At 65.3% G+C, this 25522-nt stretch carries 19 protein-coding genes, 3 rRNA genes and 1 pseudogene; 4 read left to right on the top strand and 19 right to left on the bottom strand.

All coding sequences use genetic code 11. From position 1 onward, the window contains the following. Positions 1-84: 84 nt before the first annotated feature. Positions 85-666: a TetR/AcrR family transcriptional regulator gene (locus OG225_RS05540; RefSeq protein ID WP_405180680.1), complete on the bottom strand. Its 582-nt coding sequence runs from the start codon at positions 664-666 to the stop codon at positions 85-87. Between the two features lie 84 nt (positions 667-750). Between OG225_RS05540 and OG225_RS05535 the strand changes: the two genes are divergently transcribed. Continuing rightward, positions 751-1170, top strand: coding sequence for a 4-oxalocrotonate tautomerase family protein (locus OG225_RS05535; protein WP_405180679.1), 420 nt, complete (start codon positions 751-753; stop codon positions 1168-1170). A 21-nt stretch (positions 1171-1191) separates the two neighbouring features. Here the strand turns inward: OG225_RS05535 and OG225_RS05530 are convergent, their stop codons facing one another. Both OG225_RS05530 and steA read right to left on the bottom strand, forming a co-directional pair. Then, a complete protein-coding gene (locus tag OG225_RS05530; RefSeq protein WP_405180678.1) occupies positions 1192-2136 on the bottom strand; it encodes a copper transporter in 945 nt (314 codons plus the stop codon). 32 nt (positions 2137-2168) lie between these two features. Continuing rightward, positions 2169-3377 carry a putative cytokinetic ring protein SteA gene (gene steA / locus OG225_RS05525; protein WP_405180677.1) on the bottom strand — a complete coding sequence of 403 codons (1209 nt, stop codon included), beginning with the start codon at positions 3375-3377 and terminating at the stop codon, positions 2169-2171. Positions 3378-3667: 290 nt separating this feature from the next. Between steA and OG225_RS05520 the strand changes: the two genes are divergently transcribed. Continuing rightward, on the top strand, positions 3668-4042 hold the full coding sequence (locus OG225_RS05520) for an SHOCT domain-containing protein (protein WP_216907924.1): 375 nt from the start codon (positions 3668-3670) through the stop codon (positions 4040-4042). Positions 4043-4140: 98 nt separating this feature from the next. Continuing rightward, on the top strand, positions 4141-4521 hold the full coding sequence (locus OG225_RS05515; RefSeq protein ID WP_405180676.1) for a nuclear transport factor 2 family protein: 381 nt from the start codon (positions 4141-4143) through the stop codon (positions 4519-4521). On the opposite strand, the gene OG225_RS05510 is transcribed toward OG225_RS05515, so the two are convergent. Further along, positions 4518-5831, bottom strand: a complete 1314-nt coding sequence (locus OG225_RS05510; RefSeq protein ID WP_405180675.1) for an NtaA/DmoA family FMN-dependent monooxygenase — start codon at positions 5829-5831, stop codon at positions 4518-4520. The genes OG225_RS05515 and OG225_RS05510 overlap by 4 nt on opposite strands. A 160-nt stretch (positions 5832-5991) precedes the next feature. Next, positions 5992-6897, bottom strand: a complete 906-nt coding sequence (locus tag OG225_RS05505; RefSeq protein WP_405180674.1) for a LysR substrate-binding domain-containing protein — start codon at positions 6895-6897, stop codon at positions 5992-5994. A gap of 179 nt (positions 6898-7076) precedes the next feature. Between OG225_RS05505 and OG225_RS05500 the strand changes: the two genes are divergently transcribed. Then, the gene (locus OG225_RS05500) at positions 7077-7496 is read left to right on the top strand and encodes an SRPBCC family protein (RefSeq protein ID WP_405180673.1); all 420 of its coding nucleotides are present in this window, start codon (positions 7077-7079) and stop codon (positions 7494-7496) included. Between the two features lie 40 nt (positions 7497-7536). On the opposite strand, the gene recN is transcribed toward OG225_RS05500, so the two are convergent. From recN to OG225_RS05430, 14 genes and pseudogenes are all read right to left on the bottom strand, one after another. Continuing rightward, a complete protein-coding gene (recN, locus tag OG225_RS05495; RefSeq protein WP_405180672.1) occupies positions 7537-9306 on the bottom strand; it encodes a DNA repair protein RecN in 1770 nt (589 codons plus the stop codon). After that, on the bottom strand, positions 9284-10276 hold the full coding sequence (locus tag OG225_RS05490) for an NAD kinase (protein ID WP_216907934.1): 993 nt from the start codon (positions 10274-10276) through the stop codon (positions 9284-9286). Before OG225_RS05490 ends, recN begins: the two co-directional genes overlap by 23 nt. Beyond that, entirely contained in the window at positions 10273-11094 is an 822-nt protein-coding gene (locus tag OG225_RS05485; protein WP_405180671.1) for a TlyA family RNA methyltransferase, read from the bottom strand. Before OG225_RS05485 ends, OG225_RS05490 begins: the two co-directional genes overlap by 4 nt. A gap of 1 nt (position 11095) precedes the next feature. Beyond that, positions 11096-11368, bottom strand: a complete 273-nt coding sequence (locus tag OG225_RS05480) for a hypothetical protein (RefSeq protein ID WP_216907939.1) — start codon at positions 11366-11368, stop codon at positions 11096-11098. A gap of 48 nt (positions 11369-11416) precedes the next feature. Further along, the gene (locus OG225_RS05475) at positions 11417-12316 is read right to left on the bottom strand and encodes an HAD-IIA family hydrolase (RefSeq protein ID WP_405180670.1); all 900 of its coding nucleotides are present in this window, start codon (positions 12314-12316) and stop codon (positions 11417-11419) included. A gap of 290 nt (positions 12317-12606) precedes the next feature. Continuing rightward, positions 12607-13260, bottom strand: a complete 654-nt coding sequence (locus OG225_RS05470; protein ID WP_405180669.1) for a cutinase family protein — start codon at positions 13258-13260, stop codon at positions 12607-12609. A 648-nt stretch (positions 13261-13908) separates the two neighbouring features. Continuing rightward, positions 13909-14919 (bottom strand): annotated as a pseudogene (locus OG225_RS05465) (tetratricopeptide repeat protein); the annotation flags it as partial. Positions 14920-16075: 1156 nt separating this feature from the next. Continuing rightward, positions 16076-16192, bottom strand: a 5S ribosomal RNA gene (gene rrf, locus OG225_RS05460). Positions 16193-16396: 204 nt separating this feature from the next. Further along, a 23S ribosomal RNA gene (locus OG225_RS05455) occupies positions 16397-19530 on the bottom strand. Positions 19531-19868: 338 nt separating this feature from the next. Next, a 16S ribosomal RNA gene (locus OG225_RS05450) occupies positions 19869-21387 on the bottom strand. The 16S, 23S and 5S rRNA genes sit together here, the layout of an rRNA operon. A 554-nt stretch (positions 21388-21941) precedes the next feature. Further along, positions 21942-23231: a tyrosine--tRNA ligase gene (gene tyrS, locus OG225_RS05445; protein WP_405180668.1), complete on the bottom strand. Its 1290-nt coding sequence runs from the start codon at positions 23229-23231 to the stop codon at positions 21942-21944. 180 nt (positions 23232-23411) lie between these two features. Next, positions 23412-23837, bottom strand: a complete 426-nt coding sequence (locus OG225_RS05440) for a DoxX family protein (RefSeq protein ID WP_405180667.1) — start codon at positions 23835-23837, stop codon at positions 23412-23414. Positions 23838-23943: 106 nt separating this feature from the next. Then, positions 23944-24558, bottom strand: coding sequence for a DNA-3-methyladenine glycosylase (locus tag OG225_RS05435; RefSeq protein ID WP_405180666.1), 615 nt, complete (start codon positions 24556-24558; stop codon positions 23944-23946). A gap of 158 nt (positions 24559-24716) precedes the next feature. After that, on the bottom strand, positions 24717-25451 hold the full coding sequence (locus OG225_RS05430) for a hypothetical protein (RefSeq protein ID WP_405180665.1): 735 nt from the start codon (positions 25449-25451) through the stop codon (positions 24717-24719). Positions 25452-25522: the final 71 nt, after the last annotated feature.

The following is a 25522-nucleotide window of genomic DNA, read 5'->3' as shown; positions in this document are numbered from 1 at the left end:
AACACGGATGCACCCGGTCGCTCGACCGCCACGCCCGTTTGCCCGGAAGTCGCTGCCGTGCCGTTTTCGGCCGCGGTCCCGGTTTCAGCGGACAGGTCGGCCGATGACACCGCGCACGACCTCTTCCAGGGCGTCGGCTGTCCGATCCAGCGCCGCCGTGTCGCGCTGCGCTCGACAGATCGCGACGCAACCCTCGAGCGCGGCCACGATCAACGTGGCGGTCCGGGTCGCGACGGTGTCGGCCGCGCCGTGGGCACGTAGCGAATCGGCCAGCAATCCGGTCCACCGATCGAAGGCGGCGGCAGCGGCCAGGCGCGGATCGTCGGTATCGGGCAGATCTTCCACCGAGACGGCCAGCACCGGGCAACCCGCGCGAAAATCGCTGTCGAGCACGACCTTTCTCCACATGTCGACGAATTCACGCAGCGCGACGATCGGCCCGGCGGGCAGATCCTTCGCCAGCTTCCGCGCGACGAGACCGTCCGCGAAGCGGACCGCTTCGGTGGCCAGCTGGGATTTGCCGCCGGGAAAGTAGTGGTAGGTCGACCCGAGGGGCGCACCTGCGTGTTTCGCCAGTTCGCGGACGCTGGTCGCGTTCAGACCACGTCGGCGCAGCATGTCGGCCGCCGCGACCACCATCCGGTCCCGTGCCCGCGACTCGGCCATTCGCATCTCCCTGTCTATAACGACTGTCATAGCGTACCGTCTTCGGAATATAACAGTCGTTATACTCAGGGAGTTCCCATGCCGATGATCCAACTCACACTTCCCGCCGGAGTGCTGCCAGCCCCGACCCGGGCCGAATTGCAGAAAACCCTCATCGCCACGCTGTTGCACTGGGAGGGCGCACCCGACACCCGGTTCTTCCGCGCGCAGTCCTGGTGCCTCGTCGAGGAGGTGGCGCCCGGCGGATTCGTCAATGCCGGGGACGAGCTGCCCCGGTTCCGGGTCGATGTGACCGTGCCGGAAGGCGCGCTGTCCGACCGTCGCAAAGCGGGCCTGGTCCAGCAGGTGACCGCCGAGGTACTCGCGGCCGCCGGACTCGGCGAGAGCGACGGCCTGCGGGTGTGGGTCCTGATCCACGAACAGCCCGAGGGCACCTGGGGCGCGGCGGGCAATATCGTGCGGTTCGCGGAGTTGAAGGCGCTCGCGGTGGCCGAGCGCGGCTGAGGCGATACGAGCCGATTCCGATCAGCGTGGTGGCGCGGCGAGTGTCAACGAGGTCGCCCTCGTCCCCGTGCCGTAACGCCCGGCGGCCCCGTTCAGCTGTTCGGTCAGTCCGAGCACCGCGGTGACCCGACCGATCTCGCGGTCCAGATTGTCGACGGTAGTGACGGCGGCGGCCATCGCCGGGTCGGAACGGATGACACCGATCGGACCGGGATCATCCGCCGCCCCGGCGCGGCCCGCCAGAATCGCCCCTGAGCCGCGACCGCGCAACGCGCCGGTGAACCGGGCGATATTGGCCCCCTGGGCGTTCTCGGCGGCCTTGGCGCCGTTGCCGGTGATCACCACGGCGAGCTGGGCGGGCGCGATCGGCGCGTCCGCTTCGGCGACGAAGCCCCCGCCGCGCAATGTCTCCAGCACCAGGCTCAGTTCCTGCGGGGTGCTGCGCGGCGCGCCGTTGCCCGGGTCGAGCAGCAACACAAGCCCGAGCAGATCGCCCGCCATACTGCCCTGATCGACCGCGCCGGTGCGCAGCTGCGCCCCGGCCGGGATCACATTGGTCATGGCGGCACGCATCCGGTCGCCCTCGCCCGAGTCCAGGAACGCGTCGGTCAGCGCGAGACGCCCGGTCACCGGCGCGCCCGCGGTCTCCAGCCCCCTGATCACCGATTCGACGTCGGCCGGATCGGCGTCGGGCGTGGTGAATACCACGACGCTGCGGCCGGTGAGCGTTCCCCCGAGGACGCGTCCCACCGACCCCGCGATGAAACGATCCGCGGCATTGAGTTCGTCGGTCAACTGCCGATTCCGCGCGGAGTACTCCTCGACCCGCCTGCTCAGCTCGGTCCGGTCCGAGCGCAGTCCGGACAGCATGTCCGCCGCGAGCGTCTGGGATCCGAGCACCACCCCGATCGCGAGGGCGAGGAAGATCGCGACGATCGATATCGCGTGCTGGCGAAACGAGATCATGACGCTCCTACGCTCGTGACGGACCGATCGCGCTAGCTGCTACCCGCCAGGCCCTGCACCCACAGCGCGAACCGGTTCCAGGTGTCGATCGTCCAGTTCAGGGTTTCGCCGCCGGTGTTTGAGGCGAGCAGGACCACGATCACCGCGACCAGGGCCGCGAGCACCACCATGGCGATGGCCACGCCGGACATGCGGTTGCGGTAGAGCGTGCCGACGGCCTTGGCGTCCATCAGTTTGGTGCCGACCTTGAGCCGGGTCAGGAAGGTCGCCGGATTGCTGTCGCGCCTGCCGCGGTCGAAGAAGTCGTCCAGGGAGGCGGCAGCGCCCGCGGTCACGATCAGCGCCGCGCCGTGATGATCCGCGAGCAGCAGGGCCAGATCGGCGGGAGCGCCCGAGGACGGGAAGGTGGTCGCGCCGATTCCGAGATCCTGGATCCGCTCCAGTCCCCTGGCGTGACCGTCGGTATCGGCGGGCAGGATCACCTCGGCGCCGCATTTGAGTGTGGCCGTGGTGATCTCGTCCGGATCGCCGACGATCAGATCCGGCCGGTAGCCGTGTTTCACCAGGGTGTCGGCGCCACGCCCGACGCCGACCATTATCGGGGCGTACTCCTTGATGAACGGCTTGAGCCGCTTGAGGTCCTCCGCGTGGTCGGAGCCGTCGGCGACCACGACCACGTGCCGGTTCTTCATGGACAGTTCGAGTTCGGGTACGCCGATGCCGTCGATCAGCAACGCGCTCTCGGTGCGGACGAATTCGATCGTGTTTCCGGCGAACGCCTCGAGATGGTCCGCGAGACCGCTGCGGGCGGCGACCATCCGTTCCGCGATCGCCGCTTCGGTCAGTTCGATGGTCTCGACCAGGACCTCGGGTTCCTTCTTGCCGAATTTGTCCGCGTAGACGACGCCGTCGGTGATGCGGACCTTGGCGCCGTCCTTGATCTTGGTGAAGGCGTCCGAGGTCACCGTGTCGAGCAGCAGGATGCCGTTGGCCACGAGCACTTCCGGGCCGAGGTTGGGGTAGCGCCCCGAGATCGAGGGCGAGGTGTTGATCACCGCGACGACGCCGGCCTCGATGAGGCGGTCTGCGGTCATCCGATCCAGGTCCATCTCGTCGATGACCACGACGTCACCGGCCCCTGCGCGCCGCAGCAAACGACGAGTATTGCGATCGACCCGGGCCACCCCGGTCAGGCCTGGCAGCGATTCGGTCGTCCTCGACAGCAGCGCCGGCATCTTCATGGCCCGATAATGGCTGTTGGAACACGACTTTCGATGGAGGCGCGCCGCACCAGCCCGCACATTCGTCACTGTGATACCGTCCGCGCCGAAATCGGACCGGAGGGTCCGTGTCGCCGTGACGACCTCGAGATCCCGACTTCGGCTAATTACCGGCATCGCGACCGGAATCACCCGCATCGTGTGAGGAAATCCGGGCGCGTGGGCGGGAAAGTGATGCCACGTCGTATCACAACGCGACCACATCGTGCTGAGGGCGCACACGCGCCGCAGCCTCCGGAAGGGCGAACGACATGGATTTTTGGGACATTATCTGGTTCATCGTGGTGAGCTTCTTCTTCATCGCCTATCTGATGGTGATGTTCTCGATCCTGATGGACCTGTTCCGGGATCACGAGACCTCGGGCTGGGCGAAGGCGATCTGGGTGGTCTTCCTGCTCATATTCCCGTTCATCACCGCCCTGGTCTACCTGGTGGTGCGCGGCAAGAGCATGGCCGAGCGCCGCACCGCGGACACGATCCAAATGAAACAGGCCCAGGACGCCTACATCAGGCAGGTCGCGGGCTCCGATCCGACAGCGCAGATCGCCAACGGCAAGAAACTGCTGGACGACGGCGCGATCACCGCGGAGGAATTCGAACAGATCAAGCGCACCGCACTGCAATAGACCGCGTGCACACGGTTCCGACGATGCGAGCGCGTCGCCGGAACCGTGCTGTTCCATTCGTCCAAGACCACCGGTCGCCGAGGTCCTAGCGTGGCGATATGACTTCCACCGACCACGCGCTGACACTCCGCTACGACGACTGGCTGACCGCCATCGTCGCCAACGACGCCGACCGCATCGCCGAATTCGTCACCGACGAATGGGTTTTCGTCGGCGAGACCGGCATCACCGAGGGCACCCGATTTCTCGAACTCGTGCGCGCGGGCACGCTGACACATTCCGCCATGGCACGGGTCGGCGCACCCCGGATCCGGTGTCACGGCGAGGTCGCGGTGTTCTCGGTCCGCGTGCGCAACACGGCACGGTTCGACGACCGGGAGTTCGATTCCGACGAATGGACCACGGACGTGTTCGTCGAACGCGACGGTGATTGGTACTGCGTTCTCACCCAACTCACCACCGTTCGCCCCGGCGACTAGCGGCCCCGCGATCGGTCCGGGATCGCGGGCAGCGGCGGGAGTTCGAGATTCGCGCGGAAGGTGTCGCCGACGTAGTCGTCACCGACGATTCCCCGGCGGCGCAATTCGGGAAGCAGCCCGTTCAGCAGGAAGTCACGGGTGCGCGGGTCGGCGAGTCCGCCGAGTGAGATGACATCGAGCACTCCCGCGTCATAGCGTTCCTGGACCGCGTCGGCGAGTTGTTCCGGAGTGCTGGCCACCGCCCAGTGCCCGGTGTCCTTGCTCGCGATGATCAACTCGCGCAACGTCTTTCCCGAACGCGCGAGTTTGCCGAAGATCTCCACCCGACCGCGTCTGCGGTTGACCGAGGTGAGCTCGGGCAGCAGATGCTCCGGAATCGGCCGGTCCAGCGGCAAACCCGACAGGTCGATACCGCCGCCGAACATATCCTCCAGCGCCACCCGTCCCGCGTCGAGATCGAAGGCCTCGGCCTGCTCGCGCACGATCCGGCCGACCTCCTCCTCGGACGCGCCGTAGGTCGCGTGGAAGGAACTCATGATCAGCGGAAGCCCGTCCGCGCGTCCCGACTCGGCGGCGCGGGTGCGGATCCGCTTGGTGTAGGTGACGGCGTCCTCCAACGTCGGCAACGAGGTGAACACCACTTCGGCGAACCGCGCGCCCAGTTCGATCCCGCCCTCGGACTGCCCGGCTTGGAACTGCACCGGTCTGCGCTGCGGCAGCACCGGGATGTTGAGCGGTCCGCGCACCGTGAAGAACTGCCCTCGATAATCGATCGGAACCACCAGATCCCGGTCGAGTACCGCGCCGCCGTGACCGTCGGAGGTGAGCGAACCCGGCCGCCAGCTGTCGAAGAGCGCGTTGACGACCTCGAGGGATTCGGTGGCCCGCGCGTAGCGCTGCTCGGGGCTCGGCAACTCCTGGTCGCCGTAGTTCTCCTCACCGACCGAGGAGGTGACGGCGTTCCAGGCCGCGCGACCGTTGCTGATGTGATCGAGCGTCCCGAACAGCCTGGCGAGGTTGAACGGATGGTGGAAAGTCGTGGTCACCGTGGCGATCAGGCCGACGTGCGAGGTCACCGAACTCAGCGCGGACAGGAAGATCAGCGGTTCCTGCGCGCCGATCGCGCCCTGCGCGCCGAAGGTCAGCAGATCGGCCGCGAACAGGGCGTCGAATTTGTTCGCCTCGGCGATTTTCGCGATCTCGATCGAGGAGGCGACCGTGGACACCGCCGGGTCGATCGCGGCCGAATACACACTCACCGCCCCGCTGACACCGGTTACCGTCTTGAGCGGTCGACGTCGTGAGCCCATGCGCTGTCTCCTCCGTGCGATGGTCGTCCCGGTCACGCCCGGCTCATCCCGGGCCACCTTTCACGCTGTGTCACGAGACGGTTCGGAACAACGGACTCGATCACCGTGATTCCAATCGGTCACCGATTCACCGGCGAATCACGCGGGTGCGCCGGGAAACTCACGAAGCCAGCTGTGTCGGGAGCACGGTCAGCCGTAGCGCGCGGATCGCGGCCGACACGGCCGGTCGTTCCAGCGATGCCTGGCGATAGGTGACCCCGATCTGACGTGAGCCGTCGGCGATGGTGCACGCGATCAACTCCCGATGATGTTCGGCCACCGACATTTCCGGAACGATGGCGACACCCAGACCGTGCGCCACCATCTCCGCCATCCCGTCGAAACTGCCACTGCGATGTTCGATCCTCGGCGCGAAACCGGCTTCGCCGCAGGCGTATACGACCGACACGATGGAGGGCGCGCCGTCGCGGGCCGCGATCCAGTCGGCATCGCGCGCGGCGACCAGCCCCTGCTGCGCGGCGCGCTCACGGAGACCGGGCGGGGCGAGCAGCACGAGCGGATCGCTGAAGAGGAATTCCGACGACAGTCCGAACGGCAGATCCCTGGCCCGGAACGAGTAGGAGTAGGTGATCGCCAGATCGACCTCCTGCTGGCGCACGGCGGGAACCGAGTCGACGGGCATCTGGTCGACCAGGCGAATGCGCAGCGCCGGGTACTCGCGCTTGAGCCTGGCCGCGGCGGGTAGCGCGAGCCGGGTCTGCGCCGTCCGGAACGTCGCCAGTGTGAGTACCCCGGTGACCGCCTCGGCCGTGGCCGCGACCGCGCTCTCGGCCTCCTCCAGCGCCGCGACGATCCGCGAGGTGTGGTCGACGAGTATGCGACCGGCCGGGGTCAGCCGAAGCACCCTGCCCTCACGCCGGGTCAGCACGGTGCCGACCTCGTCTTCCAGAATCCGCAATTGCTGTGACACGGCCGAGGTGGTGATGCCGTGCAACTCCGAAACCGCCGTCATGGTGTTGCGCTCCGCCAGGTCGCGCAACAGGATGAGGCGTCGAATGTCGTACATGAACCCTCGCTTCGACTGCTGCCGGCACCCGGCATCCATCATGCGCAGTCGCGACCGTCCCGGAAATCCTTACGATCAGAACGATTCTGTACACCCTCGCCGCGGGCGATATCGTCTCGCGGGATTTCGTCAGGGTACCTATACACTTCCTGTCACAGACAGTTCGTAGAGGAGACAACATGGCAAGCACGACCGTCGAAGCCGTCATCGCCGCCCCGCGTGAAGTCGTCTATCAATTCTTCGCCGCACGTGACGGGATCAATCCCTACGTGCCGGTCGATTTCACGCTCAAGCGGCCGGGCTCGCCCACCCCCGAGGGTGTCGGCGCGCAGTACCTCATCGGCAAGGGCGGCGTGGGCCTGCTGGAGGAGACCACGAAACTGGTCCCGGGCGAGCGCATGGAATACAAGATCGTCAAGGGCGCGCCGGTGAAACGCCACGTCGGCATCATCACCTTCACCGACGCCGACAACGGCACCCTCGTCTCGTACACGATGGAGTCCGAGCCGAGCCTGCCCGTTCCGGCGAAGGTGCTCGAATTCGGACTGAAGAACCTGATCAACCAGTTCATCAAGGGTGCGCAGAAAGCCCTGCGCTGATAACCCTCGGAACCCATCCGGCGTGCGAGGGGTTCCGAGATCAGGCCGGGGTTCGCTCGGCGCGCGCCGTCTCCAACAATTCCTCCGCGTGCGCGCGACCGGTCTCGGTATCGTCCAGACCCGCCAGCATGCGGGCCAGTTCGATGACCCGCTCGTCCTCGGTCAACGCCCGGACGCCGCTGTCGACCGTGCCCTCGCCGTCATCGGATTTGTGGACCACCAGGTGGGTGTCGGCGAAAGCCGCCACCTGGGGCAGGTGGGTCACCACGATCACCTGGTGGGTTCGGGCCAGACGGGCCAGGCGCCGCCCGATCTCCACCGCCGCGCGACCGCCGACCCCGGCGTCGACCTCGTCGAAGACCATCGTCGCGCCGTGATCGGAGCTGGAGAGCACCACTTCGAGCGCGAGCATCACCCGGGAGAGCTCACCACCGGACGCGCTTTTGCTCAGCGGCAGCGACTGCGCGCCGGAATGCGCGGACAGTCGGAACCCCACCTCGTCGACACCGGAGCCGCCCGCGTGCAGTTCCTTGCCCGCGACGGTCAGCGGCGACGAATCCTGCGCGCCCGCGAGCACCGGCCGGACCTCGACCTCCAGCCGCGCCTTCCCCATGGCCAGACCGCCGAGTTCGGCGCTGACCGCGGTCGCCAGTTTGCCCGCGGCCTTGGTCCGCGCCGCGGTCAACTTGCGTGCCGATTCACGGACCTTCTCCGCGGCGATATCGACCTCCGCGGCGAGTTTGGTCAGCGTCTCCTCCGAGACGTCGAGCGAATCGAGCCGGGTACGCGATTCCTCGGCCCAGGCGATGACACCGTCGATATCCGGGGCATACTTGCGGGTCAGGGACTTGAGTTCGGCCTGGCGGGTCAGCAGGGAGTCCAGCGCGCCGGGATCGGACGGCAGATCCGACAGGTAGCCGCTCAATTCGGTGGTCAGATCGACGACGACGGCGATGGCCTCGCCCAGTCGCGGGCCGAGCGCCGAGAGCGCGGGATCATCGGCCGATTCGATGCGGCCGCGCGCCGTTCCGAGCAATTCCAGCGCGCCGGAACCGGCTTCGGGCGAATCGGCCGGACCCGCGAGCGCGTCGTGCGCGGTCGCGGCGGCCTCGCGCAGCGAATCCAGATCGCCGAGCCTGCGCACCTCGTGCACGATGCGCGTGTCCTCACCGGGTTCCGGTGCGATGGAGTCGATCTCGTTGAGCGAATGTTTGAGCCGATCGGCCTCCAGCGCGAGTTCGCGACTGCGCGCGGTGCGTTCGAGTAATTCGTTGCGCGCGTCGAGCCAGGAACGCCGGTACACCTGGTATTTGGCCAACAGCGGACCGACGGTGTCGACCGCGAACTGATCGAGCGCGTTCAACTGCTGATCGGAACGCTGTAGCCGCAGTTGGTCGTTCTGGCCGTGCACCGTCAGCAGCGGCGCGGTGAATTCGGCGAGTACCGAAGCGGGGACACCGCGGCCACCGAGATGCGCACGCGAACGTCCGTCGCTGTTCACGGTGCGCACGGCGATGATGCTGCCGTCGTCGTCGGGTTCGGCCGCCGCCGATTCGAGCACACCGGCCACGTCGGCTCGGGCGCTCTCGTTGACGTCGTCGACGGTGAACCGGCCCTCCACCACCGCGCGCTGGGCGCCGAGCCTGACCCGGCCCGCGTCGGCGCGCGCCCCGCTCAGCAGATGCAGGCTGGTGACGACCATGGTCTTACCCGCACCGGTCTCGCCGGTCAGCACGGTCAATCCCGAGTGGAACTGCGCGGTGGCGGTGGATATGACGCCGAGGCCGTCAATCCTGATCTCTGTCAGCACGTGTGCTCTCCGTTCGCCGTCGGCCACGCCAGCCGGTCACGGGCAATTGGAACTTGCGCACCATCCGGTCGGCGAACGGCGCGGAATCCAAACGCACCCAGCGCACCGGTTCCGCGCCACGGACCGCTTCCACCCGGCCACCACGAGGCAGCGCGATGGTGCGCCTGCCGTCAAGGAAAACTATCGCATCGTGTCCGGTCGCCACCGACTCGACCGCGATACGGGATTCGGGGCTGGTCACCAGCGGCCGCGCGAACAGCGCGTGGGCATTGCTCGGAATCACCAGCAGCGCCTCCAGTTCCGGCCACACCACCGGGCCGCCCGCGGAGAAGGCGTAGGCGGTGGAACCGGTCGGGGTGGAGAGCAGGATGCCGTCGCAGCCGAACGAGGACACCGGCCTGCCGTCGACTTCGAGTACCACCTCCAGTACGCCCATCCGCGAGGCGTTCTCGATACTCGCCTCGTTCAGCGCCCAGCCGGATTCCACGATCTCGTCGTCGACGCGCACCGTCACGTCGATCGTCATCCGATCCTCGACCCGGTAATCACCGCGCACCACCTGCGCCAACGCGTCATCGAGGTGTTCGGCTTCGGCTTCGGTGAGAAATCCGATGCGGCCCAGATTGATTCCGAGCACCGGCACCGCGGCGGGCCTCGCCAGTTCGGCGGCGCGCAGGAAGGTGCCGTCGCCGCCGAGCACCAGCACCATCTCGCATCCGATCGCCGCGCCCGGATCGTGCGGGACCACCCGCGCGGGATAACCCCCCGGTTCGGCGACGGCCCGTACGGTGGCGCTGGGATCCTCGAATTCGAATCGGGTGCTGTCGGCCTCGTCGGCGAGTACCCGCAGACCGATACCGGCGTCGGCGAAGATCTTCGCGACCCGGTGCGCGGTTTCGATGATCTCGGCGCGCCCGGGATGTGAGACGAGCAGGATCTCCCGCCTGCCGTGCGCGGTCGGCGCGTTCACCGTGGCCCCTCCTCAACCGCACGCTCGACGAGGGCCGCGACCTGCTCGTCGTCGTATTCGAACTGTCCGTCTCTGCGCAGCCACAAGAAGTATTCGACATTGCCGGACGGTCCCGGCAGCGGGCTGGCCACCGCCGCGAGGGTCCGCAATCCGTGCGCGGCCGCGACCCTGGCGACCTCGCGCACCGCCTCGGCGCGCAACCCGGGATCCCGGACGACGCCTCCGGTTCCGACGCGGTCCTTGCCCACCTCGAACTGGGGTTTCACCATGGGCAGCAGATCCGCTCCCGGCGCGACGCAGGCGGCGAGCGCGGGCAGCACCAGTCCGAGGGAGATGAACGACAGATCGCCGACCACCAGTTCGACGGTGCCGCCGACGAGCTCGGGCGTCACTGTGCGCACGTTGGTGCGGTCGAGCACCGTCACTCTGTCGTCGCTCTGCAAGCGCCAGACGAGCTGGCCGTAACCGACGTCGACGGCGACCACCTCGCGCGCGCCCTTCGACAGCAGCACATCGGTGAAACCGCCCGTCGACGCGCCCGCGTCCAGACATCTCTTGCCCTCGACCTCGACGCCGAGCGGCTCGAACGCCGCCAGCGCGCCGAGAAGTTTGTGCGCCCCCCGCGATGCCCACGACACCTCGTCGGGTTCCTCGCGCACCAGCAGGGGGGTGCCGGTCTCCACCGCGGTCGCCGGTTTCACGGCGACCGTTCCGGCTATCAGGACGCGGCCGGCGCCGATCAGCTCGACCGCGTGCTCTCGCGATCGAGCCAACCCGCGGCGAACGAGTTCGGCGTCCACCCGTGCACGCCTGGCCACCTCAGATCTTGTCCACCGTGGCGAGCGCCTGGACGAGCACATCGTGCGCCTGTTCCAGGATGCGGGCGCGACGGGTGATATCCGCGCCGGATTCGACGCTGTCCGCCGCCGGAGTCCCCCACTGCGGACGGGAATCCAGTTCGGCGAGCAGTTCATCGATCTCGGCGCGGATCCGAGCCGGATCCGCGAGCTCCGTCTGCCCCTGCGCGCCGGGCAGGTGCCGACCGGGCAGCGGGACGCCGGGGCGGGGTCCATTCGAGCCTGGTGCGGTCATACCGGGTCCATTCGGGCGGGTTTCGGAGTACTCATCGTGGTGACAACGCTATCGGATTTCCGAATCGACCGCGCGGACCGTCACCGCCCTGCCCGGATTGCCGACCGACAGTTCGGCCAGCGCCTGCCTCGGATCGCCGTCGACATCGAATTCGAGGGGCGGGTGGTTGAGCGCGGCCAGCGAGTCGGCCACGAACGTCGGGACCCGTTCGGGTGGGGCCGCGCGGAGTTCGTCCAAGGTGCTGACGCCGGTGAGCACGAGCAGCGATTCCAGTCCGACCCGGTTCGCACCTTCGATATCGGTGTCCATCCGGTCCCCCACCACCAGCGCGCTGCGCGTGCCCGCCCGCGTCAGCGCGTCCTCCAGCAACGGCGCGTACGGTTTGCCCGCGACGATCGGCTCCCGATCGGAGGCGGCGACCAGGGCCGCGACCATCGACCCGTTACCCGGCGCGAGACCGCGTTCGTTCGGCAGCGTCCGGTCGGTGTTGGCCGCCACCCACAGCGCGCCCGCGCGCAGGGCGTAGGCCGCCTCGGCCAGATCCGGCCATGCCGTCTGCGGCGAATGACCCTGCACCACGGCGGCCGGAGCGTCCTCGTCGAATCGGCGGATCGACGTCAACCCGACGGCGTCCACCTCGCGGGCCAGGTCATCGGTTCCGACGACGAGCACCGTCGAGCCGGGTGACAGACGCTCGGCCAGCAACCCGGCGGCCGCCTGGGCACTGGTCACGACGTCCTCGGTGCTCGCGGGGAAACCGAGCTCGCTCAGATGTTCGGCGACCGTCTTCGGGGCACGGCTGGCATTGTTGGTGACGTACACGAGCCGTTGCCCGCCGACATCGTCGACCAATGCCTCCGGGGCGCCCTCGATCACCACCGGACCCCTGTACAGGGTTCCGTCCAGATCGAGCAGCAGGGCCTCATAGCGATCCCGTAGTCGCGTCACACCACTCTCACTCCCTGGCCGATCGGCGCCCGCCGGTCGCACCTCGTGCCGATCGAACACGACACGGGGCAGTCCGCCCCCACAACCGCCGTTCCGACCATCCCGGCAGCGCACCGAGACGACTCGCACCCTACGCCAGCGCACCGATGGGCCGCGCCCGCGATTCGATCGCCGGACGACGTCGCCGGTCGCGGTCGTGTGTCGGCCTGCGACACAACGGTGCTCGGCGTCACACGACGGACAGCCGTCGCGCGAGGCCGAGCACCGCTCGCCTCACCGTCTGTGCGGTGTCAGAGTCTTCCGGCGATGAATCCCGCCGCCTCGTCGACGGCGGCGCCGTAGGCGACGTGCGCCAGCGGCAGGGCGCCACCGAGCTGGCAGACCGGATCGCCCGAGGCGCAATAGGTCCGGGTGTGATCGCGATGTCTCTGCGGCACTCCCGTCCGCCAGATGAGGCCGGGGTCGCCGAACAGGGCGACCGCGACGATCGGCGCCTGGTACCGGGATTCGAGCGGCGCGATCGAGGACGGGACGAGCGGGGCCGCCTCACCCAGGACACCGTGCATGACGATGGCGCCCTCCGAATAGCCGACCATGACGAAACGCTGATTCGGGCATTTGTTCAGCGCGACCGTCACATACTCGACGACATCGGCCACTCCTTTCCGCACCGATGTCGGATCGGCCGGGTTCGCCGGATAGTCCACGGCATAGGAGGTGGTCGTGACCTGGGCCGAGCCACGTACCTTCGCGTACAGCGGATCGCCGACGATCGTGCCGAGGGTGCCCGGCTCGTTGGTTCCACGTGCGACCACGACGGCGACATCGGCGCACCCGGGATCGGCCTGCGCCTGCGCCGACCAGAACACGGGCAGAGTCGCGGAGCACAGCGCACCGATCAGCATACCTTTCAGAGCGGCGCGGCCGATGGTTCGAGAACTCATGGTTCCTCCAGATATTCGCGAGCGTTCCCGTTGCCGCGGCGGATCCGCGCGGATCGACAGAGTCGCGAAATCATTTCGCCGCGAATTCTTCTCGCCACTCGACAGGCGAAATAGGCTGCAACGCAACGCACTTTACTGAGCGAGAAACGCAAGTCAACAGGCCAGGACGCCGAATCGGGGGAATCGTGAATCCTCACAGTAATTCGAGTAGTTCTCACAAAAGTGGCGCAGGCGAATTCGCCGCTATCAACCGATTCCGTGGACACTCAGGATATTCGGGAGGCGGCACCGTAGGTTCGGAATCGATGAGCAATACCGCAGCGGAGAACCGTCGCGCCGCAGCACCACCGAGCCACTCGTCGAGCTCGAGCCACACCGGAAGCGTGCGATCGATGCGCCCGCACCCGGATCTCACCGCTTCCCGGGAAATCCCGGTCCCTCGGGACGGAACGACGACAGTAAACCAGCGAATGCCCAGCGCCCACCACGCGGACGTCGCCAATCCCCGAGCGGCCCGGCCGTACCGGGGGACGATGCGTTGCGCGAGTGCCGAACACGAGCCGGTCGCGGAACGCGGGTCAGCCGCCGAGCCGGGGCCGTCACCTTTTCGTGGTTCCGGTGCGACGGGCGAGTCCCGACTCCTGCGGCCTACTGGTCGCCGGTGAGTTCGGCGGCGCGCTCTTCGGCGTCGGTCTCGCCGTCCAGATCGGCGGAGGCCGAATTGAGGAACCACTCCAGGCCTTCGGCCGTACGGCCCGCCGCGACCAAGGCGTCGGCGTACGCGTAGAACAGGCGGGCAGCGGAGGAGCCGGTACGGGAGGCGTCGAGATCGGAGCCCTGCAGGGTGACCACGGCCTGGTCGAACTCGCCGAGGTCCATGCGAGCGCCCGCGACGACGATCCGGAGTTCGGCTGCCTCGTCACCGGACAGTTCCCGGGCCTCGTCGCTGCGGCCGAGTTCGATCGCCCGCTCGGGGCGTCCGAGACCACGTTCGCAATCCGCCATGACGGCGAGCAGTCCGGAACCGCCCGACATGCGGCGCGCGGTGCGCAACTCCGACAACGCCTCGGCCCACTCACCGGCGTGATAGGCGGTCACTCCCGCGGTCTCCCTGACCACGGCGACACGTCCCGCGCGCTGACGAGCGGCGCGTGCGTGCGCCAAGGCCAGTCGCGGATCGTCGTCGATGAGACGCACCGCCATCACCAGGTGCCTGGCGACGGCCTCGGCATTGGTCTTGTCCAGACTCAGCAGGTCGCGGCGGACCGTCGGGTCGAGATCGGAAGCCTGGATGTCATCGGGCAGATCCGGTTCCTCCGGACGGGGCGGACGCCGCTCGCCGCCGCGACCACCCTGGCCGCCGCCGGTACGCGCGCCTTCACCGCCACGTCGACGGTCGTCACCACCGTCTCGTCGTTCGAAGCCGCCACGGTCACCGGAACCACGCTGGAAACCACCGCGATCGCCGGAACCACCGCGGTTCTCGCCGCTACGATCACTCGCGCCGCGTTTGAAACCACCGCGCTCGGACCCGCCGCCTTCGCCCGATCCACCACGGTTCGACGTACCCCGATCATCGGACCCGCCGCGGTCACTCGCGCGTTTGAACCCGCCGCGATCACGTGAATCCGCACCGCGATCGGAACCGGAACGGTCACCGGAAGCACCGCGGTTCGCCGCGCTCCGATCGTCGGAGTCGCGCCTGAACCCACCGCGATCGTCGCCACCGCGCTGATAACCTCCACCGCGCTGCGCGCCGGTGCGGTCGTCGTCGCGACGCTGAGATCCACGATCGGAACCGCCACGGTCACCGGAATCACGACCGGAAGATCCGGTCCGCTCGCCGGAACCGCGGCTGAATCCACCACGGTCACCGCCGCGATCACCCGAGCCACCACCGCGCTTGAATCCACCGCGTTCACCGGAATCGCCGCCGCGGCTGCTGCCACGATCGGAGTCACCGCCGCGGTTGTGGCCGCCACGATCGCCGGAATCGCTACTTCGGTTGTAACCATCGCGATCAGCGGAATCTCCGCTACGCCCATTGCTGCCACGACTGCCGGAGTCGCGGTTGTATCCACCGCGATCGCTCGAATTCCCGCGACCGGAACCACCACGATCACCGGAGTCGCCACGGCTGTAACCGCCGCGATCGCTCGATTCGCCGCGTTTGAATCCACCCTGGCCGGAGTCACGCTGGCCGCTGCGATCTGCGGAGCCACCACGGTTGTCGCCACCGGAATCGGAACGACCGAATCCGCCACCGCGGCCGGATTCGCGATGATAGCCACCGCGATCGTCGGAACCGCCGCCGCGTTTGAAACCGCCACGTTCGCCGGAGCTGTCACCACGGGAATCACCGCCGCGGCTTCCGGAATCATCGCCGCGGCGGAAGCCGCCCCTCGGCGCCGAATTCTCGCCGCGCTGGAAACCACCACTTCGGGTGCCGCCGTCACGATCGCCCGAGCCACCACGGTTGTACCCGCCGCGGTCGCCGGAGCCACCGCGCTGGTCGCCGCCGCGTCCACCGGACGAATCGGGCCGGCCTGCGCCGCGATCGGGACGACCGCTGTCGGAGCCGCCGGTTCCGCGGGACGGACGATCGGATCCGTCGCCGCGTCGGAAAGACTTCCGACCGTCGTTATCTTCCGACACGGTGATCCCTTTCTGAGATTCCGGAGGCCGCTACGGGCTCCATGGCAAATTCAATCACGCGCCGGGCTCTAGCCGTGGACGGGGCAACGTGGAGGAGCACGAAAAGGTGCTCAAACGACGATAGGGGACCCAGATTCTGGGTCCCCTATCGTGAACGATGTTCCGGCGGTGTCCTACTCTCCCACACCCTGTCGAGTGCAGTACCATCGGCGCTGGCAGGCTTAGCTTCCGGGTTCGGAATGGGACCGGGCGTTTCCCTGCCGCTATGGCCGCCGTAACTCTATGAAACTATCCACACAACAGCGCCGACACCCCACCACACTCCGTGTGTGCACGAACCCGGGATCCACACTCCCTGCACCGTTTTCACGGTCGAGACAGTGTCTTCCGGGTTCGCATACACACCGAAAGTGTTTTCGGGTGTCTGCCGCAGTGTCTGTGTGTTGTTTCAGATACCGCACAGTGGACGCGTAGCTTCTTTGTTGGTAAGTCCTCGGCCTATTAGTACCAGTCACCTACACCCGTTACCGAGCTTCCAGTTCTGGCCTATCAACCCCATGGTCTGTAGGGGGCCTTAACCACTCGAAGGTGGTGAGAAACCTCATCTTGGAACAGGCTTCCCGCTTAGATGCTTTCAGCGGTTATCCCTTCCGAACGTAGCTAACCAGCAGTGCCCTTGGCAGGACAACTGGCACACCAGAGGTTCGTCCGTCCCGGTCCTCTCGTACTAGGGACAGCCTTCCTCAAGTTTCTGACGCGCGCGGCGGATAGAGACCGAACTGTCTCACGACGTTCTAAACCCAGCTCGCGTGCCGCTTTAATGGGCGAACAGCCCAACCCTTGGGACCTACTCCAGCCCCAGGATGCGACGAGCCGACATCGAGGTGCCAAACCATCCCGTCGATATGGACTCTTGGGGAAGATCAGCCTGTTATCCCCGGGGTACCTTTTATCCGTTGAGCGACACCGCTTCCACTTGCCGGTGCCGGATCACTAGTCCCGACTTTCGTCCCTGCTCGAGCTGTCGCTCTCACAGTCAAGCTCCCTTGTGCACTTGCACTCGACACCTGATTGCCAACCAGGCTGAGGGAACCTTTGGGCGCCTCCGTTACATTTTAGGAGGCAACCGCCCCAGTTAAACTACCCACCAGGCACTGTCCCTGAACCAGATCATGGTCCGAGGTTAGAAGTCCAATACGATCAGAGTGGTATTTCAACGATGACTCCACAAACACTGGCGTGCCCGCTTCACAGTCTCCCACCTATCCTACACAAACCGTACCGAACACCAATACCAAGCTATAGTGAAGGTCCCGGGGTCTTTTCGTCCTGCCGCGCGTAACGAGCATCTTTACTCGTAATGCAATTTCGCCGAGTCTGTGGTTGAGACAGCTGAGAAGTCGTTACGCCATTCGTGCAGGTCGGAACTTACCCGACAAGGAATTTCGCTACCTTAGGATGGTTATAGTTACCACCGCCGTTTACCGGGGCTTAAATTCTCAGCTTCGCCATTACTGGCTAACCGGTCCTCTTAACCTTCCGGCACCGGGCAGGCGTCAGTCCGTATACATCGTCTTACGACTTCGCACGGACCTGTGTTTTTAGTAAACAGTCGCTTCTCACTGGTCTCTGCGACCACCACCAGCTCAGGAAGCAAGTTCCGTCACCAGCGTTGGTCCCCCTTCTCCCGAAGTTACGGGGGCATTTTGCCGAGTTCCTTAACCACAGTTCTCTCGATCGCCTTAGTATTCTCTACCTGACCACCTGTGTCGGTTTGGGGTACGGGCCGTGTACCAACTCACTAGAGGCTTTTCTCGGCAGCATAGGATCACTGAATTCGCCTCAATCGGCTACGCATCACCTCTCAGGCACATGAGACACGGATTTGCCTATGTCTCGCCCTACAGGCTTACACCAGTACAACCACTGACTGGCCCAGCTACCTTCCTGCGTCACCCCATCGCTTGACTACTACAGCCAGGATCGTATGCAGCCACATCCGGCCTCCCGAAGGAGGTCCATCCGCTTTTGGATACTTAGCACAACTGATTCACCATTTGGCGCGGATACACGGGTACGGGAATATCAACCCGTTGTCCATCGACTACGCCTGTCGGCCTCGCCTTAGGTCCCGACTCACCCTGGGCGGATTAACCTGGCCCAGGAACCCTTGGTCATTCGGCGGACGAGTTTCTCACTCGTCTTTCGCTACTCATGCCTGCATTCTCACTCCTGTAGCCTCCACGGCTGGATCACTCCGCCGCTTCCATGGCCACAGGACGCTCCCCTACCCATCCACACCACTGCACAACCCCCCGCAAGGAGAAGTGAATGTATTGCGTGAATGCCGCGGCTTCGGCGGTGTACTTGAGCCCCGCTACATTGTCGGCGCAGGATCACTTGACCAGTGAGCTATTACGCACTCTTTCAAGGGTGGCTGCTTCTAAGCCAACCTCCTGGTTGTCTTCGCGACCCCACATCCTTTTCCACTTAGTACACGCTTAGGGGCCTTAGCCGGCGATCTGGGCTGTTTCCCTCTCGACTACGAAGCTTATCCCCCGCAGTCTCACTGCCACGCTCTCACACACCGGCATTCGGAGTTTGGCTGATTTCGGTAAGCTTGTAGGCCCCCTAGACCATCCAGTAGCTCTACCTCCGGTGTGAAACACGTGACGCTGCACCTAAATGCATTTCGGGGAGAACCAGCTATCACGGAGTTTGATTGGCCTTTCACCCCTACCCACAACTCATCCCCTCAGTTTTCAACCTAAGTGGGTTCGGGCCTCCACGACGTCTTACCGTCGCTTCACCCTGGCCATGGGTAGATCACTCCGCTTCGGGTCTAGAACATGCGACTCGAACCGCCCTATTCGGACTCGCTTTCGCTACGGCTACCCCACACGGGTTAACCTCGCCACATGCCACTAACTCGCAGGCTCATTCTTCAAAAGGCACGCCATCACCCACCACCCACTAAAGGATGCACAGGCTTTGACGGATTGTAAGCGCACGGTTTCAGGTACTATTTCACTCCCCTCCCGGGGTACTTTTCACCTTTCCCTCACGGTACTAGTCCGCTATCGGTCACCAGGGAGTATTCAGGCTTACCGGGTGGTCCCGGCAGATTCACAGCAGATTTCACGGGCCCGCTGCTACTCGGGCATCATCCACAACAGCCGCTCGGTTTTCGTCTACGGGACTCTCACCCTCTACGACAGGCCGTTCCAGACCACTTCGACTAACCCAACGGTTTCTGACTGTTGCTCGACTCGGCAGAATCGAGAAGAATGACCCCACTACCCCACACGGACAACCCCTGCCGGGTATCACATCCGCATGGTTTAGCCTCATCCGCTTTCGCTCGCCACTACTCACGGAATCACTGTTGTTTTCTCTTCCTGTGGGTACTGAGATGTTTCACTTCCCCACGTTCCCTCCACACACCCTATATATTCAGATGCGGGTAACACGACATCACTCGTGCTGGGTTTCCCCATTCGGAAATCCTCGGATCTCAGCTCGGTTGACAGCTCCCCGAGGCTTATCGCAGCCTCCTACGTCCTTCATCGGCTCCTGGTGCCAAGGCATCCACCGTACGCTCTTAAACACTTACTAACAAAGATGCTCGCGTCCACTGTGCAGTTCTCAAACAACACACCCACTCGAATCCGAACCCCGCACCAGCAGAAGACTTTCCAGCCTCCCCGGTATGAACAAGAAATCCGAGCAGATCGTTATCGTTTCCCATGAAAGAAACACTCGCGTGTTCTCTCAGGACCCAACAGTGTGCCGATATATTCGAACGCCGGCCCTCCACTGAGGAAGAACCATACGACGACGAAGATTGCCAGTGTTCCACCCATGAGCGTCCGCCGGAAAACGAATGTTCCCGAAACGGTCTCTGACGCAACCACACTCACCTATGTGACGGATTACGTAGAAGTGCTCCTTAGAAAGGAGGTGATCCAGCCGCACCTTCCGGTACGGCTACCTTGTTACGACTTCGTCCCAATCGCCAATCCCACCTTCGACGGCTCCCTCCCACAAGGGGTTAGGCCACCGGCTTCGGGTGTTACCGACTTTCATGACGTGACGGGCGGTGTGTACAAGGCCCGGGAACGTATTCACCGCAGCGTTGCTGATCTGCGATTACTAGCGACTCCAACTTCACGGGGTCGAGTTGCAGACCCCGATCCGAACTGAGACCGGCTTTAAGGGATTCGCTCCACCTCACGGTATCGCAGCCCTCTGTACCGGCCATTGTAGCATGTGTGAAGCCCTGGACATAAGGGGCATGATGACTTGACGTCGTCCCCACCTTCCTCCGAGTTGACCCCGGCAGTCTCCTGCGAGTCCCCGGCATAATCCGCTGGCAACACAGGACAAGGGTTGCGCTCGTTGCGGGACTTAACCCAACATCTCACGACACGAGCTGACGACAGCCATGCACCACCTGTACACCGACCACAAGGGGGCCTACATCTCTGCAGGTTTCCGGTGTATGTCAAACCCAGGTAAGGTTCTTCGCGTTGCATCGAATTAATCCACATGCTCCGCCGCTTGTGCGGGCCCCCGTCAATTCCTTTGAGTTTTAGCCTTGCGGCCGTACTCCCCAGGCGGGGTACTTAATGCGTTAGCTACGGCACGGATCCCGTGGAAGGAAACCCACACCTAGTACCCACCGTTTACGGCGTGGACTACCAGGGTATCTAATCCTGTTCGCTACCCACGCTTTCGCTTCTCAGCGTCAGTTACTTCCCAGAGACCCGCCTTCGCCACCGGTGTTCCTCCTGATATCTGCGCATTTCACCGCTACACCAGGAATTCCAGTCTCCCCTGAAGTACTCTAGTCTGCCCGTATCCCCTGCAAGCTTAAGGTTGAGCCCCAAGTTTTCACAGAAGACGCGACAAACCGCCTACAAGCTCTTTACGCCCAGTAATTCCGGACAACGCTCGCACCCTACGTATTACCGCGGCTGCTGGCACGTAGTTGGCCGGTGCTTCTTCTACAGGTACCGTCACTTGCGCTTCGTCCCTGTCGAAAGAGGTTTACAACCCGAAGGCCGTCATCCCTCACGCGGCGTCGCTGCATCAGGCTTCCGCCCATTGTGCAATATTCCCCACTGCTGCCTCCCGTAGGAGTCTGGGCCGTGTCTCAGTCCCAGTGTGGCCGGTCACCCTCTCAGGTCGGCTACCCGTCGTCGCCTTGGTAGGCCATTACCCCACCAACAAGCTGATAGGCCGCGGGCCCATCTCGCACCGATAAATCTTTCCACCAAGGAACATGCATCCCCAGGTCATATCCGGTATTAGACCCAGTTTCCCAGGCTTATCCCGAAGTGCGAGGCAGATCACCCACGTGTTACTCACCCGTTCGCCGCTCGTGTACCCCGAAGGGCCTTACCGCTCGACTTGCATGTGTTAAGCACGCCGCCAGCGTTCGTCCTGAGCCAGGATCAAACTCTCCGTTGAAGACTCACGAAACACCCCGAAAGGCGAATCAGAAATATCTAACCAGAGTCCGAAAACCCAGCAAAACAAAACGCCAACAAAAAAACTTTTGCTGACTAATATCCAACCCATCCCATACGGGGGTACGAAAGGGCCGGAACCAAATAAAACATTTGGCACTGACATTCATCGACACACTATTGAGTTCTCAAAGAACACACGCACACACATCCGCGCCGGTTTATATCCGACTACTTCCGTGAGGCAACTTTTCCAGCCTAACCGACCTCCCTCGCGGAGTCAAGCCGCTCGGTCGTTCGTGTCCCTGCTGGTGTTCTATAGGTTGGCCAGGCGCTCATCGTCCTACCTCGTTTCCCGGTCCCTATTTCCAGCTTCTGAGCTGGGCGTTTGGGCTCCGGGTCGGTGTCCGTGTCGCTCTGACTTGGACTAAGTTACGCGGCGGAGAACGCGCCGTCAAATCCGCACTACACCGATGTGATTCCGCTGGTCAGAGGCTTGCGCGAGAGCGATTTCGACGCTTGGGCCACGAAACTGTGACCCAAGCCACGAAAACTTCAGCCGAAGGCGCGTCGTACGCCCGCGATATTGCGCTTGCCCCGTCGCAACGCCAACCAGCGTCCGTGCAGGTAGTCGCCCTCGGCGGGGGTCCATTCGAGGTCGGAGATCTTCTCGTTGTTCACGTACGCGCCGCCCTCGTTGACCGCGCGCCTGGCCGCTCCGCGACTTTCGGACAGTCCGCTCGTCACGAGCAGATCCACGATGGTCACCGCCTGGTCCACGGCGATCTCGGCGACGGCTCCGTCCACGGCGGCCTCACTCAACGCGGCGCCGAGGGTCTTCTCGTCGAGTTCACGCAGTTCACCGCGGCCGAACAGGGCCTGGCTCGCCAGCTGCACCGCGCGGGTGTTCTCCTCGCCGTGCACCAGGGTGGTCATCTCGGCGGCGAGCGTGCGCTGCGCTTCCCTCGCGTGCGGGCGTTCCAGCGTCGCCCGCTCGAGTTCGTCCAGTTCCTCGCGGGAGAGGAAGGTGAACCACCGCAGGTAGCGGACGACGTCGGCGTCGGCGGTGTTCACGAAGTACTGGTACCAGGCGTAGGGGCTGGTCATCTCCGGATCGAGCCACAGGCTGCCGCCGCCGGTGGACTTGCCGAATTTCTTGCCGTCGGCCGAGGTCACCAACGGCACGGTGAGAGCGTGGACCGATTCGCCGTCGACGCGACGATTCAGTTCCACGCCCGCGATGATGTTGCCCCACTGGTCCGAGCCGCCGACCTGCAGTCGGCACCCGTGCGCGCGGCGCAGCTGGAGGTAGTCGTTGGCCTGCAACAGCATGTAGCTGAACTCGGTGTAGGACATGCCGTCGCCGTCGAGACGACGTTTGACCGTATCGCGCGCCAACATGACGTTCACCGAGAAGTGTTTACCGATGTCGCGCAGGAAATGGACGGTCGAGAGCGGACCGGTCCAGTCCATGTTGTCGGCGATGATCGCCCCCGTCGGCGAATCGTCGATGTCGACGAAGCGCTCGAGCTGTGAGCGGATGCGCAGTGCCCAGTCGGCCACGGTGTCGGTCGAGTTCATGGTCCGCTCGCCGACGTCGCGCGGGTCACCGATGAGCCCGGTGGCGCCGCCGGCCAGCACGATCGGCCGATTGCCCGCGCGCTGGAAACGTTTCAACGCCAGCAGCGGCACCAGGTGGCCCGCGTGCAGACTGGCGGCAGTCGGATCGAAGCCCGCGTAGAGCGTCAGCGGCCCGTCGGCCAGCGCCTTGCGCAGGGCGTCGAGGTCGGTGGACTGCGCGATCAGTCCGCGCCAGGTCAGTTCATCGATGATGTCGCCGCTCACGCTGTCCCATCTTTCCGCACTACTGTCCTGCGCCGATGCGCAGGTGGGCGGCAGCGACACCGAACCGGGAGTGCGTTGCGCGACGATCGCCGCCGACCCTGACGGGCGACCGTCGCGCAACGCGCAATGCGGCAACCGGCGGGGGTCATCCCGCCGGTTGCCGGTCGATCGTGGGGACCGTCAGCGCCGCACTCGCGCCGACAAGGCCGCGATGGTGTCGCGGCGCTGATAGCCGATCCAGCCGAAGATCACGGCCAGCACCAGCGGGAAGATCGACAGGCCGGGCGCGTCGAGCAGGAACGCCTGCGTGGCGGCGGCCAGGACCGTGGTGATCGACAGGCCGACCGCGGCCGGGCCGCTCAGCCTGCGGACCATCAGGCCGACACCGCCCGCCACCTCGACCACGCCGGTGAAATACATGAACCAGGTGCCGAAGCCGATCGCGGCGAAGCTCTGCGCGGCGTCGGCCTGGCCGACGAGTTTCGGGGCGCCCGAGGCGAGGATGAAGAACAGTCCGAGCACGATCTGCAGGGTCCACAGGGTGCGGTCGAGGCCCTTACCGGGACGGGAGGCGGAGGCGATCGGGGCGGCGGTGATGGCGGTCATGATGTCGTCCTTCTGGTCGGTCGCGCCGAGTCGGTAGCGCGTTCAACAGGTAGGACGGGCGACCCCGCGAGAACTCATCGCACGGCGCGAAATTCTTTTTCGAGGATCAGGTAGCCGGTCGCGGCGCGCGCGGACTGCGCCGGTAGGCCGAGACGGCGGCCGATTCGGGCAACCAGAATCGCCACGCCACGTCGGCCGCGAGTCTCACTCCTACCCTCGGACCCGATACGATCCGCTCCGCGGCGATCGGCTCGTTCAGCGCCAGGCGGACGGGGGCGGACCGCTCGAAGAGATCGGTTCCGTAGTCCGCCAGCGTGATCCCCATGGCGCTTCCGAAATTGCCAGGACCCCTTGCCAAATCGTGATCGCGACGAGCGGTCGGGCGGCGCGCGCGTGCGGTGTCGAGCCCTGCCACGACTTCGCCGGAACGCAGGAGGACCGCGCTCGCCACACCGTCCGGGCCGCTGGTCACGTTCACACAGAAATGAGTGCCGTAACTGAGGTAGACGTAGAGCACTCCCGCGGGACCGAACATGACCGCGTTGCGCGTGGTCGGGCCGCGACCGGAATGCGAGGCGGGATCCGGCCACGGTCCGGCGGTATCGCCGCCGTAGGCCTCCACCTCGACGATCCGCACGCCCACCGGCCCCGACCACAGCACCGAGCCGAGCAGCCGACGGGCGGCGTCGGCGGGCGGCACGGCGAGCTGATCAACGGACACAGCGGGTCATTCTGCTGGACGGCTTCCTATCGTGGCGCACCGGCGAACCGGCTTCGAACAGCGGACGACACCGCGGCGGATCGAGAACGCGCCCACCGGACGACGATCGCGCGACGGTGACGGTCGACTGCTCGAGGCCCGTGCGCCTACCGGCCGCTTCAGGAGGCGGACGTGACGGCCGACCATGCCTGGGCCTCACCGAACCGCCAGGCCGTGGTGACCGGGTGCGGGAGGTAACCGTGGGACGGGTCGTCGGTGCCGAGGTGGTAGGCGCCGTAGGCGCGGGCATAGTCCTCGGTGCGGAACAGATTGCGCAGGTGGTCGGCCAACGCGGAGTCGTCCAACTCGGCGAAGCGTCTGTTCCAGCGCTTGCGCACACCCGCTTCGGGATCGAGGGGGAAGAGATGGTCGCGGCCCCGATGGGTACCGGTCAGGGCTTGGATCGCGCCGAAGAGCGAGCCGTCGGTGTGGACGCGGAACAGCACCGTGGGATACGCGTCGGCGAGCTTCTTCGCCTTCACCTTCCGGGCGATGAGCTCGGTTCCCAGTTCGCGGCCCGATATCGCGGCCTCCACTTCGCGCCCGGGCAGAAGTTCGTCGTCCTCGCCGAAGAACAGGGACGCGCCCAGATCGATCGACCAGTGCGGGGCGAACAGATCCCATCCCTCGAAGAGTTTCCCCAGAACCGGGATCGAGGCGAACGGGTCGCCGACGACCTCGCCCGCCGCGAGCGGTTCGAGCGGGAAACCCGCATCGAAGAGTTCGGAGGACAGATCCGAGCAGGAGTACCACGCGGCGTACTCGCCGGTGTCCTCGAGAACCGGGCGTTCCAGGACGAGCGAGAAAGCGGCGGCGAGGGATTCTTCCCACGGCGAGCGGACAGGTTCGGGCATAGCTGCACTCCGGGTTCGGGCGGTCGATACGCCCACAGTGTGCACGGTGGGTCCGACGAACCGGAGGCGGC

The sequence above is a fragment of the Nocardia sp. NBC_01377 genome, assembly GCF_045040005.1.
In the GTDB taxonomy this organism is placed as follows: domain Bacteria; phylum Actinomycetota; class Actinomycetes; order Mycobacteriales; family Mycobacteriaceae; genus Nocardia; species Nocardia noduli.
Note: the sequence above shows the minus strand (reverse complement) of the source record. Positions and strands in the feature narration are given on the sequence as shown.